Consider the following 15,533-nt stretch of genomic DNA (forward strand, 5'->3'; position numbering starts at 1 on the left):
GGACCGAGCCGTGAAACCCGCCGCCGAGCCGGGCCGAACCGCGAAACCCGGGCCAACGGCAGAGCCGGACCGAGCCGTGAAACCCGCCGCCGAGCCGGGCCGAACCGCGAAACCCGGGCCAACGGCAGAGCCGGACCGAGCCGTGAAACCCGCCGCCGAGCCGGACCGAGCCGCGAAACCCGCCGCCGAGCCGGGCCGAACCGCGAAACCCGAGGCCACCGCCGAGCCGAGCCGAACCGCGAAAGCCGCGCCGACCGCGCAACCCGAGCCAACAGCAGAGACCAGCCCAACCACGCAACCCGCGCCCACCACGCAACCCGAACCAACCGCGCAACCCGCCACCCCGCCAACCCCGCCCAAGGGGTTCGGCTCCGACGAGGGGTGGCAGGCGGCGCGGGCGGTGGCCGAAGCGGTGTCCGGGCTGGAGCCGTCGAGTTTCACCGCGGCGGGGCTGCCCCGCCGGAGGAGGGGCGAGCACCTGGTGCCCGGCAGCGCCGCGCCCGCCAACCCGGCCGCCGTTCCGCGGCCGGGTCGTGACCCGCATGATGTGCGCGGCCGGTTGAGCAGTTTCCAGCAGGGCGTCCGCCGCGGGCGGCACCACAACGCGCAGGCCGCCGCGGACGGGAAAACAGAGAAAGTGGAGGGTGAATGACTTCCCCTAGTTCGGCCCAGCCCCAGAGCCAGTTCGGCTGGCTGGTCAACGACTTCGCCGAGCGGGTCCCCGGCGTCGCGCACGCGGTGGTGGTCTCGGCCGACGGACTGCTGCTGACCGCCTCGAACCGGTTGCCGCTGGACCGGGCCGACCAGCTCGCCGCCGTGGCCTCCGGCCTGGTCAGCCTCACCCAGGGCGCGGCGCGCTGCTTCGAGGCGGGCGCGGTCAACGAAACGGTGGTGGAGATGGAACTCGGCATCATGGTGCTGATGTCCATCAGCGACGGTTCGTGCCTGGCCGTGCTGGCCGCGCCGAACTGCGACATCGGCCAGGTCGCCTACGAGATGACCATGCTGGTCGACCGGGTCGGGCAGATCCTCACCCCCGAGCTCCGCGCCCAGTTGCAGGGAGCGGGCGGTTCGCTGATCGGCGAGCCGGTGGGATGATGACCCGATGAGCACGGGACCGGTGCACGGGGATCGGGACGACGGCACCTTCGCCGACGTCCTGAACGGTTTCACCCTGGACTCCGGTCGTGGACGCCGCAAGCGCAAGAAGGACAAGGACGGTCACGCTCATGTTGCTTCACCTGACGAACCAGCGGCTGAAACGCGGGGGGACGCGATGACGCCCCCACCGGCGCCGGTCGCCGAGATCCTCGCCCCGCCGAACCCGCTGTTCGACACCGGGCCGCCGCGCTCCGGCCACCGCCCCGCGCCCGCCTACCAGCCGCCGCCGGTGCCCGAGCCGCCGTCGGCGCTGGAGGAGACCGCCATCGTCCGGCCGTACGCGCTGACCGGCGGGCGCACCAGGGCCAACCACGTGCTCGAACTGGAGACGCTGATCTCCGCGAACACCGACGAGGCCGCCTCCTTCGTCCCCGAGCAGATCGAGCAGACCTCGATCGTGGAAGAATGCCGGACCCCCCGTTCCGTCGCGGAGATCGCCTCGGCGTTGCGGGTGCCGCTGGGTGTGGCCAGGGTCCTGATCAGTGATGCCGCGGACGCCGGCCTGGTCATCGTGCACAAGACCGCCTCCGGCAGCGAGAACGACGAGGCACATCTGATCTTGATGGAAAGGGTTTTGAGTGGACTCCGTCGGCTTTGAGGCTCCGCGGGAGAGCGCACCGGGCACCATGACCTCGGCGAAGATCGTGGTCGCCGGTGGTTTCGCCGCCGGCAAGACGACCTTCGTCGGGTCGGTGTCGGAGATCGTGCCGCTCACCACCGAAGCGATGATGACCGAGGCCAGCACCGGCGTCGACGACCTGCGTGCGACGCCGAACAAGGCCACCACCACGGTGGCGATGGACTTCGGCCGCGTCTCGCTGGATTCGGACCTGATCCTCTACCTGTTCGGCACGCCGGGGCAGCAGCGCTTCTGGTTCATGTGGGACGACCTGGTCCGCGGCGCGATCGGCGCGGTGGTGCTGGCCGACACCCGCCGCCTGGCCGACTCGTTCGCGCCGGTCGACTTCTTCGAGGACCGCGGCCTGCCCTACATCATCGGGCTGAACTGCTTCGACGGTGAGCTGCTGCACGACGTCGAGGACGTGCGCGAAGCGCTCTCGATCGACCCCAGCATCCCCATCGTCAAGTGCGACGCCCGGGACCGCGAGTCCACCAAGCAGACGCTGATCACCATGGTGGAGTACGCCATGCGCCAGTGGCTGGCCCGCCGCGGCGGCGTGACGGCCGGCGCGCGGTAGCGAAAAACTGGTGACTCCCCTCACACGGTGGTGGCGGTCTTCAAAATAGTAGGAAGTCCAAGTATTTTGGAGGGATGAGCACCGAGCTGCACCAGCCCGCGCACCCCGTCCGGTTCGTGACCGCGTCCAGCCTGTTCGACGGCCACGACGCGTCGATCAACATCATGCGGCGGATCCTGCAGTCGCAGGGCGCCGAGGTGGTGCACCTCGGGCACAACCGCTCGGTGGACGAGGTGGTCACCGCGGCCATCTCCGAGGACGTGCAGGGCGTGGCCATCAGCGCCTACCAGGGCGGGCACGTCGAGTACTTCAGCTACCTGGTGGAGCTGCTGAACGAGCGCGGTGCCGGGCACATCCGGGTCTACGGCGGTGGTGGCGGGGTCATCGTGCGCGAGGAGATCGACCTGCTCCACTCGCGCGGGGTGGCCAGGATCTTCTCGCCGGAGGACGGCCAGCAGCTCGGCCTGCCCGGCATGATCAACCTGATGATCCGCGAGTGCGACACGGACCTGTCCGAAGGCGCGGCGGCCTCGGTGGAGAAGCTGCTCTCCGGCGACGTGCCCGCGCTGGCCCGCGCCATCACCCGGTTGCAGCTCGGCACGCTGCCCGAGGACCACCTGACCGCGATCACCGAAGCCGCGAAGGCGCGTCAGGTCCCCGTGCTCGGTATCACCGGAACGGGTGGTTCCGGCAAGTCCTCGCTGACCGACGAGCTGATCCGCCGGTTCCGGCTCGACCAGGAGGACAAGCTGCGCATCGCGGTGCTCGCGGTGGACCCGTCGCGGCGGCGCGGTGGCGGGGCGCTGCTCGGTGATCGGATCCGGATGAACTGCCTGGACGGCTCACCGGTGTTCTTCCGCTCGCTGGCCACCCGCACCACCAGCGGGGAGATCCCGGCCGGGCTGGACGAGTCGATCCTGGCCTGCAAGGCGGCCGGGTACGACCTGGTGATCGTGGAGACCCCGGGCATCGGCCAGGGCGACGCGGGCATCGTCGACCACGTGGACCACTCGCTGTACGTGATGACGCCGGAGTTCGGCGCCGCGTCGCAGCTGGAGAAGATCGACATGCTCGACTTCGCCGACGTGGTGGCGATCAACAAGTTCGAGCGCCGCGGCGCCGAGGACGCCCGCCGCGACGTGGCGCGCCAGCTGGTGCGCAACCGCGAGGCGTTCGGGGCCGCGCCCGAGGACATGCCGGTGTTCGGCACGTCGGCGGCGAAGTTCAACGACGACGGCGTCACCGCGTTGTACCAGCACCTGCGGGACGAACTGGCGGAGAAGGGCCTGTCGGTCTCGGCCGGGGTGCTGCCGAAGGTCGACGGCAAGGTGTCCACCGACGCCAGCACGATCATCCCGCCCTCCCGCGCCCGCTACCTGTCCGACATCGCCGACGCGGTGCGCGGCTACCACCAGCGCACCATCGACCAGGTCGCCGCGGTGCGCCGGCGTGAGCACCTGGAGGCGGCGCGCGAGGCGCTGGCCGAGGCGGGTGACGAGGTGGCGGCCATCGAGGAGCTGGCCGAGGCGGGTGACGAGGTGGCGGCCATCGAGGAGCTGGCCGAGCGGGCGGCCGACGCGGTGGACCCCGACGTCCGCCGCCTGCTGGAGCACTGGGCCGAGCTGGCCGAGTCCTACCGCGCCGAAGAGCTGGTGGTGAAGATCCGCGACAAGGAGCTGCGCACCCAGCTGTGGCGGGAAACCCTGTCCGGCAGCAAGATCCCGCGTGTGGCGCTGCCGCGCTACACCGAGACCGGTGAGCTGCTCTCGTTCCTGCGCCGCGAGCACCTGCCCGGCTACTTCCCCTACACCGCGGGCGTTTTCCCGTTCAAGCGGGAGGGCGAGGACCCGGCGCGCATGTTCGCCGGCGAGGGCGACGCGTTCCGCACCAACCGCCGGTTCAAGTACCTGTCCGCGGACTCCGAGGCCAAGCGGCTGTCCACCGCCTTCGACTCGGTGACGCTGTACGGGCACGACCCCGACACCCGCCCGGACATCTACGGCAAGGTCGGCACCTCCGGTGTCTCCATCGCCACGCTCGAGGACATGAAGGCGCTCTACGACGGGTTCGACCTCACCGCGCCGAGCACCTCGGTGTCGATGACGATCAACGGCCCGGCGCCGACCATCCTGGCGTTCTTCCTGAACACCGCGATCGACCAGCGGATGGACGCGTTCGAGGCCGAGCACGGGCGCAAGCCGTCCGAGGAGGAGGCCGCGCAGCTGCGGGAGTGGGCGCTGCGCAACGTCCGCGGCACCGTGCAGGCCGACATCCTCAAGGAGGACCAGGGGCAGAACACCTGCATCTTCTCCACCGAGTTCAGCCTGCGGATGATGGCCGACATCCAGGAGTGGTTCATCGAGCACGGGGTGCGGAACTTCTACTCGGTGTCGATCTCCGGCTACCACATCGCCGAGGCCGGGGCGAACCCGATCTCGCAGCTGGCCTTCACCCTGTCCAACGGCTTCACCTACGTCGAGTCGTACCTGGCGCGCGGCATGGACATCGACGACTTCGCGCCGAACCTGTCGTTCTTCTTCTCCAACGGCATGGACGCGGAGTACTCGGTGCTCGGCCGGGTGGCGCGGCGGATCTGGGCGGTGGCCATGCGGGAGCGCTACGGCGCGAACGAGCGGTCGCAGAAGCTCAAGTACCACGTGCAGACCTCGGGCCGGTCGCTGCACGCGCAGGAGATGAGCTTCAACGACATCCGCACCACCCTGCAGGCGCTGTGCGCGCTTTACGACAACGCGAACTCGTTGCACACCAACGCCTTCGACGAGGCGATCACCACGCCGTCGGAGAGTTCGGTGCGCCGGGCGATGGCCATCCAGATGATCATCAACAAGGAGTGGGGGCTGTCGAAGAACGAGAACCCGCTGCAGGGCGCGTTCATCATCGACGAGCTGACCGACCTGGTCGAGGAGGCCGTGCTGGCCGAGTTCGACCGCATCTCGGAGCGCGGCGGGGTGCTCGGCGCGATGGAGACCGGCTACCAGCGGGGCCGCATCCAGGACGAGTCGATCCTGTACGAGCGGCTCAAGCACGAGGGCACGCTGCCGATCATCGGGGTGAACACCTTCCGGAACCCGCGCCCGGAGGAGGACGAGGCCGAGGTCGAACTCGCGCGGGCGACCGAGGACGAGAAGCAGTCGCAGCTGACCCGCCTGGCCGACTTCCAGCAGCGGCACGCCACCGACGCCGAGCAGGCGCTGCGCACCCTGCGCGAGGCGGCCACCCGGGGCGACGAGAACCTGTTCGGCGTGCTGATGGACGCGGCGCGGGTGTGCTCGCTCGGCCAGATCACCGAGGCGTTCTTCGAGGTGGGTGGCCAGTACCGGCGGAACGTGTGATCCCGGACCCGTGCGGCGCGCTGGGCAGCGCGCTGTGGATCGGCACGGCCTGACCGCCGTTTCGAGTGGACGCTCGACGACTGCGCTCGCTGGCCTCGCCGGGGCCGGTACCGGTGGAGGGCTGGGTGCTGCGGCCGGAACTGGCGACCGGGGTTTTCGGCAGGAGCGAGCGCTTGGTCGGCGTGGTGCCCACCGAAGCGGTCCGGGGACGCCAGGTCCGCGAGCTGCCGCGGGCGGGCTCGCCCGGCGTGGCGGTCAGCGATCCCCAACCGGCTCGCGCGTGGTCGCGAGGACGTGGTGCGCCGTGGTGATCGAAGTGGACGGTACGCGTGACGCCGAGCAGGTCGCCGACCTGGTGGAGGCCCGGTTCAGCCGTTCCCCGTGAGCTTTTCCGCGGCGATGAACACCGCGGCTCGCCGTTCCTCCGCCATGACGCGGTCGTATTCGGCCCAGTCGTCGTGCGTGCCGGTGGCCGCGCGGAAGACGTCCCGCAGCAGTGCGGGGAGGCCGTCCGGGGCGAAGCCGGAGTCGGTGTCGTCCGGGCCGATGATCCGCACCGGACCGGCGGCGCCCGCCCAGTTCCAGCCCCGGCGGAAGACGATGGTGGCGTGCCCGGCCGAACGCAGCAGCCGCAGCTTCAGCGCGTCCCCGCGGGCGACGAACCCGACCGACGGCACCCCGCTGACGGGGTCGTCGATCAAGCCCGCGTTCACCACCGAAGAGTGAACGGTGCCGTTGGCACGAACGGTGGAAACGGTGGCCAGACCGTGCTCGTCGAGCGCGAGCCGGCGGAGCAGTTCCAGATCGGCGGGCATGGTCTCACCCTACTGGTTTGCTCGCCGGGTGCCGGGGGTAATCGGGCCCATCGACTCCGAGATGGGAGAACGACAATGACTCGCGCGACGACCGCGAAAACCCTGCGCCCGCACCGCGCCGGTCTCCAGCCGGTGCAGCTCCTCGCCGGGCTGGTCGGGTTGGCGTTCCTGGTGTTCGGTGTGGTCGGCCTGGTCCGCACCGGGTTCGGCGACTTCGCCGGTCACTCCCACGGTACGCTGCTCGGCTTCGCCATCAACCCGTTCCACAACGTGCTGCACATCCTCAGCGGTCTGCTCGGCGTGCTGATGGCCACCGCCTCCGGGCTGGCCAGGATGTACGGCTGGATCCTGCTGATCGCCTACGGCGCCGTGTTCGTCTGGGGCCTGATGATCACCGGCGTGATCGCCACCAACCCGGTCTCGGGCATGGGCGACCCGCTGCACATCAACGCCGCCGACAACTGGCTGCACGGTGGGCTGGCCCTGCTCGGCCTGGTGATGGCCGTGCTGCCCGCCCGCAAGGTGGTGCACACCGAGGTCCCGGCGGAGACCCCGGCCGAGACCACCGGTGAGACCCGCGCACCGGTGACCGACGACACCGCTCGCCACGAACCGGTGACCGCGCCGATCAGCACCCCGAAGCACCGCCGCTGGGACCTGCGGACCCGCTGACGGGAATAACCGCCGGGGCGGTCCTGGTTCGCCACGAACATGGACTTCGGTATCTCCACGTTCGTGACCGACGAGGGCATCCGCCCCGGCGCGCTCGGCCGGGCACTGGAAGAACGCGGGTTCGACTCGCTCTTCCTCGCCGAGCACTCCCACATCCCGGCGAGCCGTGAAACGCCCTACCCGCCGGGCGGAGACCTGCCGCGGATCTACTACCGCACGCTCGACCCGTTCGTCGCACTGGCCGCGATCGCCGAGACGACCTCGAACCTGCTGCTCGGCACCGGCATCACCCTGCTCATCCAGCGCGACGTGTTCCACACCGCCAAGGAGGTGGCCAGCCTCGACCTGATCTCCGGCGGCCGCGTGCTGTTCGGGGTGGGCGTCGGCTGGAACCGCGAGGAGATGCGCAACCACGGCACCGACCCGCGCACCCGCGGTGCGCTGATGGACGAGCAGCTGCAGGCGCTCAAGCTGCTCTGGACCGAGGAACAGGCCGAATTCCACGGCAAGCACGTCGACTTCGACCCGGTGTTCTCGTGGCCGAAGCCGGTGCAGCGGCCGCACCCGCCGATCTACATCGGCGGGGAGAGCGAGCACGCGCTGAACCGGCTGGCGAAGTACGGCGACGCCTGGCTGCCGCGCCCCGGCACCCCGCCGGAGGAGATCCGCCGGGTGAAGCGCTGGCTCGCCGAGCAGGGCCGCGACAACGTGCCGGCGACCATCTTCGGTGCCCCGGCCGAGCCGGACGAGGTGGCCGCGCTGGCCGAAGCCGGGGTCGACCGGCTGACCTTCATGCTGCCGACGCTGCCCGAGGCGGAGACCTTGCGCAAACTCGACGAGTTCGCCGCCTTCGCGGGCGATTTCCGGTGAGCGGAGTAGGTTGGCGGAGCGAGGACCACGGGTGAGAAGGGGTAAGAGTTCGTGAGTGAAGTCCAGATCGGAATCGCGGCGGCGCTGGAGCAGTTCTCGCCGCGGGAGTCCATCGAGCTGGCCGCACTGGCCGAGCAGCACGGGTTCTCCGGGCAGATGGCCGCCGACCATTTCCAGCCGTGGGTGCCGGCGCAGGGCGAGGCCTCGTTCGTGTGGAGCGTGCTGGCCTCGCTGGCCGAGAACACCACCGGCGACCTCGGCCCCGGCGTGACCTGCCCGTCGTTCCGGCTGCACCCGGCGATCGTGGCGCAGGCCGCGGCGACGCTGGAGGCCACCTACCCGGGCCGGACCTGGCTGGGCATCGGCTCCGGCGAGTCGCTCAACGAGCACATCATCGCCGGGTACTGGCCGGAGGCACCGGAGCGGGTGCGCCGGATGTTCGAGGCGCTGGAGATCATCAAGAAGCTGTTCAGCGGGCAGGACGTCAAGCACAGCGGGGAGTTCTTCAAGCTGCACACCACGCGGCTGTGGACCCTGCCGGAGGCGCCGCCGCCGATCTACATCGCTTCGGCCGGGCCGTACACCTCGCGCAAGACCGGTGAGCTGGCCGACGGCCTGATCACGCCGGGTGCTTCGCTGGAGAAGCTGGCGGGCATCCTGGACAACTTCGGCAAGGGCGCGAAGAAGGCGGGCAAGGACCCGGACGCGATGCCGAAGCTGCTGCAGGTCCACCTGTCCTGGGCGCCGACCGAGGAGGAGGCGCTGAGCAACGCGATGGAGCAGTGGCCCAACGGCGGCATGAAGTTCCCGAAGGCCGACGTGCGCTCGCCGTTCGACTTCGAGCAGATGGCGAAGCTGGTCCGCCCGGAGGACTTCGAGGGCCGCATGGTCATCTCGTCCGACCCGGACGTGCACCGGGCTTCGCTGCAGAAGTTCGTCGACGCCGGGTTCAACCGGATCTACGTGCACAACGTGGGCCGGAACCAGAAGGAGTGGATCGAGGTCTTCGGCCGCGAGGTGCTGCCGAAGCTGCACGCCTGAGTGCGACGGTAAGGGGCGTCCCCGCGGGGACGCCCCTTACCCGTTCCTCACCGCTGGAGCGTAGAACTCGAAGAACTGCCCCATGTCCGCGAACGTCTTCGACGCGGTGTCCAAGAGCTCTTCGCGGAGATGCCGTTCGCCCGATGGGCTCCGAGCACCTCGCGCGAACCGCTGTACAAGGTCACCGGCCCCGGCTCCCCGGTCCGCCAGCCACTCCGTCGCCCGGCGGGCCTCGGCGGGGGTGGCTGAACCCAGGTTGACGAAGTCCGGCCGGCCAGATCGTCCTTCGCCTGCTCGGGGACCGCGTACACGGCGTCGTAGTCGGTCAGGCTGAGGATGGTCAGCTCACCCGCCTTCACCGCATCGGCGACCGTGGCGTCGGGACGGCACCTCCCGCCACGAGGGCGTCGGCCTTCTCCGAGGTCCGGTTCCGGACGTGGACCTCGTACCTATTGGTCAGGAACACGGTGGCCATCGCCTGGCCCATCGGGCCGAGACCGAGCACCGTCACCGCCTTGCGCAGGCCACCTCCTTGAAACGAACGTTCCGCTCAGAACGGAGGCCGGCACGGCTCTGGAACGAGCGTTCTATTCGGCGAACTGTCGGGCTGAGCTGAACCGGTCTCACTTGTCCAGGAGCAGGTGGACCGACAGTTCCAGCCGGTTCGCCACGTCCGCGGCGGAGGCGCGCCGGGTCACCCAGGCGACCAGGTTCGCCATCCAGACGTCGGCGATCACGTGGAAGATGTCCCGGTCGGCCTCGGTCGGCTCGTCGATGCCCATCGCGGTGGCGAACATGTTCTCCATCAGCCGCCCGACGTGCTCGACCTCGGTGGCCGCGGTGGTGTCGGCGAACATGAACGCGCGCACCATCGCCTCGGTCAGGTGCGGGTCGCGCTGCATCAGCCGGGTGTTGCGGCCGAGCACGAACAGCAGCCGCTCGGTCGGGGTGTCGCCGGGGATGGCGCCGCGCTGCAGCTTCTCCTGCGCGCGCTCGAACTCCCTGGCCAGCCCGGACACCAGCAGGTGGATCTTCGACGGGAAGTACCGGTACAGGGTGCCGAGCGCCACGTCGGCGCGTTCGGCGACGGCCCGCATCTGCACGGCGTCGTAACCGCCCTTGGAGGCCAGTGCCAGCGTGGCGTCGACGATCCGCTTGCGGCGGTCGCGCTGGGCCGCCGAGCCCAGTTCGTCCCCGTTCAGCGTGCCCATGGGGGCCTTCTGCTTGCTCATCGGACGGTCCCCCGGTCAGGTCGAAACTTGTTCCAGTTCTTCCCTGGAGAATACCTAACCTGACCGGGGGTTCAAACCAGGGGCCCGGACCACCTAAAGTGAAACACGTTCTACTAATGGAGCTGGAGGTGGACCGTGCCGATCGCGATCACCGAGGAGCAGCGGGCGCTGGCGGACTCCGTCCGGGCGTGGGCGGCGAAGGACCGGCCGGTGGACGCCCTCCGCGCCGGTCGCGACCGCCGGAGCTGCCTGGCCCCGCTCGCCCGCATCGGCCTGTTCGCGGTGGCCGTGCCGGAGGCGCTGGGCGGCGCGGGGGCCACGGTGGCCGACGCGGTCTCCGGGCTGGAGGCCACCGCCGAGGCCATGGTGCCGGGGCCGGTGTTCAGCGGCCTGCTCGCCGCGCTGGTGCTCGGGCGCGCTCCCGGCACCCCGGCGGCCAAGGAACTCGTGCCCGCGCTCGCCGACGGTTCGGCCACCGCGGCCGTCTCCTGGACCGCCCTCGGCGCGCGGCCCGGTGCCGGCGGCGGCCTGCTGGTCACCGGCGAGACCGGGCCGGTGCTGGACGCCGATGAGGCCGCGCACCTGCTGCTCCGCGCCGGGGACCGGTGGTTCCTGCTGCCGCCCGGCTTCCCCGGTGTGGTGGTCACCGCCGTCGAATCGATGGACCTGTCCCGCACGCTCGGCACGATCCGGCTGACCGGCGTCGCCGTGCCCGCCGACGCCCTGGTACCCGTGGCGGGTGACGTGCACGCGCTCGCGGCCACGCTGGCCACCGCCGAAGCCGCCGGGATCGCGCAGTGGTGCCTGCGCACCGCCGTCGACCACGCCAAGGTCCGCGAGCAGTTCGGCAGGCCCATCGGCGCCTTCCAGGCGATCAAGCACCTGTGCGCGGAGATGCTCTGCCGGGCCGAAGCCGTCGCGGCGCTGGCGTGGGACGCGGCGCGTGCGGCCGGCGAACCCGGCGGTGACCAGCCGGAGTTCACCGCCGCGACCGCCGCGGGCTTCGCGCTCGACGCCGCGGTGGAAAACGCGAAGGACTGCATCCAGGTGCTCGGCGGCATCGGGTTCACCTGGGACCACGACGCCCACCTGTACCTGCGGCGCGCGGTGACCCTGCGGCAGTTGCTCGGCGGCGGGGCGCACTGGCGGCGCCGGGCGGCGGAACTCGCGCTCGCCGGTGTCCGCCGCCGAGGGGACACCACCACCGGGTCGGATCCGGAGATCCGGGCGCTGGCCGAGGAGATCGCCGCGCTGCCCGCTGACGAACAGCGGCCGAGGCTGGCCGAGACCGGGCTGCTCACCCCGCACTGGCCGGAGCCGTACGGCCTCGGGGCGTCCGCCGCCCGGCAACTGGTCATCGACGCCGAACTCGACCGCGCCGGGATCACCCGGCCGGAACTGGTCATCGGGGCGTGGGCGGCCCCGACCATCCTGGCGCACGGCACCGGCGCCCAGCGCGAGAAGTACGTCGGGCCGACCCTGCGCGGGGAGATCACCTGGTGCCAGCTGTTCAGCGAACCGGGCGCCGGATCGGACCTGGCTTCGTTGCGCACCAAGGCGATCCGGGTCGACGGCGGCTGGCGCATCTCGGGGCAGAAGGTGTGGACCTCGCTCGCCGGCGAAGCGGACTGGGCGATCTGCCTGGCCCGCACCGATCCGGCCGCCCCGCAGCACCGCGGCATCACCTACTTCCTGGTGGACATGCGTGCCGAGGGCATCGAAATCCGGCCGTTGCGGGAGATCACCGGCGAAGCGCGGTTCAACGAGGTGTTCCTCGAAGAGGTGTTCGTGCCGGACGAACAGGTCGTCGGCGAGGTCAACGGGGGCTGGCGGCTCGCGCGCACCACACTGGCCAGCGAACGCGTCGCGATGGGCTCGGGCACGCTGGTCGGGGAAGGTGTGGAACGACTCGTCGGGGAACTGGGCGGCACGGCGGATCCGCTGCTGCTGGACCGGCTCGGCGCGTTGGTCGCCGAGGGTTCCGCCGGTTCGCTGCTGGGGTTGCGCGGCACGCTGCGGCGGCTGGCCGGGCAGGACCCCGGGCCGGAATCCAGTGTGCGCAAGCTGATCGGTGTCCGGCACCGGCAGGCCGTCGCCGAGTTCGCCGTGGAAGTCGTTGGCCCGCAGGGAGAAGCGGCACACGAGTTCCTGCTGTCGCGGTGCCTGAGCATCGCCGGCGGCACCACCCAGGTACTGCTGAACGTGGCCGCCGAACGGTTGCTGGGGCTCCCTCGCGCGTGATTGTCGGGGGTGCGTCCTACGGTGACCGCCATGGAGCTGGCCCCAGGAACCCAAGCCCTCTTCGTCCCGTCCGACCCACCTCGCGACGGTGTGCTCGCCCTGTGGGGGCACGGCGGCGGAGACACGCCGATCGACCTGGTCCTGCCCAGGGAGCAGGCGTTCCGGCGCACCCGGGTGGCCGCCTCGGTGCTGCCCGTCGCCGAGGCGGTCCGCGTGCTGCTCGCCGCCGGTGAGCACACCAGCGCCACCATCGCGGCCTGGGCGGAGGTGGTGGCGGCCGGGCTGAGCCTGGTCGCCCGCGGCCGCGTCGAGCCGGACGGCACCGGCTGGCGGGCCGGGCCGCTCGAAGTGGACGATGCGGTGTGCCTCACCGAACTGGCCGGCGCGCTGCCGCCGGAGGCGCTGGCGTTGCCGCTGTCCGGGTTGAAACGGGTTCGGCTGCATTCGCCGGAGTCGCTCGTGCGGGCGTTGTGGGACGCGATCGCGGATCTGCTGGCCGGGGGGTCCGCCGTGCGGCTGGTGGTGCGCGTCGAACTCGGGGAGCGCTTCGCCGGGGTGGTCGCGGTGCGCGGGGCGAGCGATCCGGGGGTGCTGCTGGACGTGGCCGCGTTCGGGGACGCGCCCGAGGTGGTGCGGTCGCTGTTCGGCGAGCACGTCCAGGTGCGGCTGGCGCTCGCCCTGCGGCGCGCGGCCGTGGTGTGGCCGCCGCTGGGCCGGGTGGCGGGCGGGGTGGTCGAGCTGGCCGATCACGAGGTCGCCGAGCTGCTGCGGGATGGCGCGGCCCGGCTGGGTGCGGCGGGTGTCGAGGTGCTGTGGCCGGCGGACCTGTTCGACGGGGTGCCGAAGGTCCGGGCGTCGGTCGAGGTGCCGTCGGAGTCGCCGCCGCAGTTGACGCTGAGCGGTCTGCTCGACTTCCGGTGGCAGGTGAGCGTGGGGGAGGAGGAACTGACCGACGCCGAGGTCGCCGCGCTGGCCGAGGCGAAGCGGCCACTGGTGCGGTTGCGCGGGCGCTGGGTGCGCGCGGATTCGCTGCTGCTGGCGAAACTGCGTGCGGCCCCGGGGCCGGTGACCGAGGCCGAAGCGCTGGCCGCCGCGCTCACCGGGAAAATCGAGCTGGGTGGGGAGACCGAGGAGTTCGTGGCGCCGTCCGTGCTCGACGGCTTGGTCACCCGGATCCGCGACGCCCCGCGCGAGGTGGTGCCGCCGCCGGACGGGTTGCACGCCACGCTCCGCCCGTACCAGCGCACCGGGCTCGCGTGGCTCGTGATGATGACCGATCTGGGCCTCGGCGGCTGCCTGGCCGACGACATGGGCCTCGGCAAGACGATCCAGCTGATCGCCCTGCACCTGCACCGCCGGTCCCGGCGGGCCGGTCCCACGCTGGTGCTGTGCCCGGCGTCGCTGCTCGGCAACTGGGAACGGGAGATCGCCCGGTTCGCGCCGTCGGTGCCGGTGCGCCGGTTCCACGGCGGGAAGCGCAGCCTCGACCGGCTCGCCGCGGACGAGGTGGTGCTGGCCACGTACGGGGTGCTGCTGCGGGACCGTCCGGTGCTGGCCACCGTGGACTGGGGGTTGATCGCCGCCGACGAGGCGCAGCAGGTGAAGAACGCGTTGTCGAAGACGGCCAGGGAGCTGCGGAAGATCCCGGCGGCCGCGCGGATCGCGCTCACCGGCACGCCGATGGAGAACCGGCTCGCCGAACTGTGGTCCATTCTGGACTGGACCACGCCCGGGCTGCTCGGCACCAGCGAGGGATTCCGCCGCCGGTTCGCCCGCCCGATCGAACGCCACGCCGACGAGGCGGTGACCAACCGGCTGGCCGCCGTCGTGCGCCCGTTCCTGCTGCGACGGCGGAAGTCCGATCCGGACGTCGCCCCCGAACTGCCCGCCAAGACCGAGACCGACCTGCATGTGCCGCTGACCCGCGAGCAGGTGACACTGTACGAGGCGGTGGTGCGGGAGAACCTGGCCGAGATCAGGGGCACCGAGGGCATCCAGCGGCGGGCGCAGGTGCTGAAGCTGCTGACCGAGCTGAAGCAGATCTGCAACCACCCGGCGCAGTACCTGAAGGAGCCGGGGCCGCTGGACGGGCGGTCGGGAAAGCTCGCGGCGTTCGAGGAGTTGCTGGAGGTGATGCTGGAGGCGGGGGAGAACGTGCTGGTGTTCAGCCAGTACGTGAGCATGTGCCGATTGCTGGAGGGCTGGCTGACCACGCGGGGGCTGCCGGTGCAACTGCTGTCGGGCTCGGTGCCGGTGGGGGAGCGGGAGCGAATGGTGCGGCGGTTCCAGGCCGGGGAGGTGCCGGTGTTCCTGCTGTCGCTGAAAGCCGGTGGTGTCGGCCTCAACCTGACGCGAGCCACGCAGGTCATCCACTACGACCGCTGGTGGAACCCGGCCGTGGAGGACCAGGCCACCGACCGGGCACACCGCATCGGCCAGGACCGCCCGGTGCAGGTGCACCGCCTGATCACCGAAGGCACCGTCGAAGAACGCGTCGGCACCATGCTGGCCCGCAAGCGCACCCTCGCCAACACCATCATCGGCACCGGCGAAGACTGGCTGACCAGCCTCGACGACGCCGAGCTGACCGCCCTGGTGAACTTGACTCGCTGATTTTGACCTCCTGCCTCCAGCAAATGATGCTGAGGGAGACTTCGTGGAGGTCGTCGCGGAATGCCCAGCGAGCGCGCAGGCGGTGGAACTCCTGCAGGGAGATGGTGCGCTCGACGACCCAGCGGTAGTTCCCGAGGCCGACCCGTGTTCGCGGAGCCGTAGGAGCGAACTTCGGGGGCGATGCCCTTGGCGCGTAGGCGACGCGGTGCTTGTCGAAGTCGTAGGCGCGGTCGGCGTAGAGCGTGCCCGGGCGCAGTCGTGGCCGTCCACGTCGCCCGTGCACGGGTAGGATGGCCTCGAGCAACGGCACGAGCTGGGTGATGTTGCTGCGATTCC

General features: G+C 71.1%; 14 protein-coding genes. 11 read left to right on the plus strand and 3 right to left on the minus strand.

Going from position 1 to position 15,533, the window contains the following annotated elements:
* Window positions 1-400: 400 nt before the first annotated feature.
* From AC07EG_RS10475 to AC07EG_RS10500, 6 genes are all read left to right on the plus strand, one after another.
* Window positions 401-652, plus strand: coding sequence for a hypothetical protein (locus AC07EG_RS10475; RefSeq protein ID WP_478252770.1), 252 nt, complete (start codon window positions 401-403; stop codon window positions 650-652).
* Complete coding sequence (locus tag AC07EG_RS10480) at window positions 649-1,098, plus strand: roadblock/LC7 domain-containing protein (RefSeq protein ID WP_478252771.1); 450 nt, start codon at window positions 649-651, stop codon at window positions 1,096-1,098. Before AC07EG_RS10475 ends, AC07EG_RS10480 begins: the two co-directional genes overlap by 4 nt.
* 7 nt (window positions 1,099-1,105) lie before the next feature.
* A complete protein-coding gene (locus AC07EG_RS10485) occupies window positions 1,106-1,759 on the plus strand; it encodes a DUF742 domain-containing protein (protein ID WP_478252772.1) in 654 nt (217 codons plus the stop codon).
* 28 nt (window positions 1,760-1,787) lie between these two features.
* A complete protein-coding gene (locus AC07EG_RS10490) occupies window positions 1,788-2,360 on the plus strand; it encodes a GTP-binding protein (RefSeq protein WP_478252773.1) in 573 nt (190 codons plus the stop codon).
* 74 nt (window positions 2,361-2,434) lie between these two features.
* Window positions 2,435-5,713, plus strand: a complete 3,279-nt coding sequence (icmF, locus tag AC07EG_RS10495) for a fused isobutyryl-CoA mutase/GTPase IcmF (protein WP_478252774.1) — start codon at window positions 2,435-2,437, stop codon at window positions 5,711-5,713.
* A 65-nt stretch (window positions 5,714-5,778) separates the two neighbouring features.
* On the plus strand, window positions 5,779-6,024 hold the full coding sequence (locus AC07EG_RS10500) for a hypothetical protein (protein WP_478252775.1): 246 nt from the start codon (window positions 5,779-5,781) through the stop codon (window positions 6,022-6,024).
* A gap of 57 nt (window positions 6,025-6,081) precedes the next feature.
* On the opposite strand, the gene AC07EG_RS10505 is transcribed toward AC07EG_RS10500, so the two are convergent.
* A complete protein-coding gene (locus AC07EG_RS10505; protein ID WP_478252776.1) occupies window positions 6,082-6,528 on the minus strand; it encodes a pyridoxamine 5'-phosphate oxidase family protein in 447 nt (148 codons plus the stop codon).
* 75 nt (window positions 6,529-6,603) lie between these two features.
* On the opposite strand from AC07EG_RS10505, the gene AC07EG_RS10510 reads away from it, so the two are divergent.
* The 3 genes from AC07EG_RS10510 to AC07EG_RS10520 are packed head-to-tail and all read left to right on the plus strand — an operon-like array spanning window position 6,604 to window position 9,111.
* On the plus strand, window positions 6,604-7,200 hold the full coding sequence (locus tag AC07EG_RS10510) for a DUF4383 domain-containing protein (RefSeq protein ID WP_478252777.1): 597 nt from the start codon (window positions 6,604-6,606) through the stop codon (window positions 7,198-7,200).
* A gap of 39 nt (window positions 7,201-7,239) precedes the next feature.
* Complete coding sequence (locus tag AC07EG_RS10515; protein WP_478252778.1) at window positions 7,240-8,070, plus strand: LLM class F420-dependent oxidoreductase; 831 nt, start codon at window positions 7,240-7,242, stop codon at window positions 8,068-8,070.
* A 51-nt stretch (window positions 8,071-8,121) separates the two neighbouring features.
* A complete protein-coding gene (locus AC07EG_RS10520; protein ID WP_478252779.1) occupies window positions 8,122-9,111 on the plus strand; it encodes a TIGR03557 family F420-dependent LLM class oxidoreductase in 990 nt (329 codons plus the stop codon).
* Window positions 9,112-9,466: 355 nt separating this feature from the next.
* Here the strand turns inward: AC07EG_RS10520 and AC07EG_RS10525 are convergent, their stop codons facing one another.
* Entirely contained in the window at window positions 9,467-9,622 is a 156-nt protein-coding gene (locus AC07EG_RS10525; protein WP_478252780.1) for an NAD(P)-binding domain-containing protein, read from the minus strand.
* Window positions 9,623-9,734: 112 nt separating this feature from the next.
* Window positions 9,735-10,343 carry a cholesterol catabolism transcriptional regulator KstR gene (gene kstR / locus AC07EG_RS10530; protein WP_478252781.1) on the minus strand — a complete coding sequence of 203 codons (609 nt, stop codon included), beginning with the start codon at window positions 10,341-10,343 and terminating at the stop codon, window positions 9,735-9,737.
* 135 nt (window positions 10,344-10,478) lie between these two features.
* Between kstR and AC07EG_RS10535 the strand changes: the two genes are divergently transcribed.
* The gene (locus AC07EG_RS10535) at window positions 10,479-12,584 is read left to right on the plus strand and encodes an acyl-CoA dehydrogenase (RefSeq protein WP_478252782.1); all 2,106 of its coding nucleotides are present in this window, start codon (window positions 10,479-10,481) and stop codon (window positions 12,582-12,584) included.
* Between the two features lie 30 nt (window positions 12,585-12,614).
* Window positions 12,615-15,197: a DEAD/DEAH box helicase gene (locus tag AC07EG_RS10540; RefSeq protein WP_478252783.1), complete on the plus strand. Its 2,583-nt coding sequence runs from the start codon at window positions 12,615-12,617 to the stop codon at window positions 15,195-15,197.
* The last annotated feature ends 336 nt before the right edge of the window (window positions 15,198-15,533 follow it).

It is taken from the genome of Amycolatopsis sp. NPDC045836 (assembly GCF_056431745.1).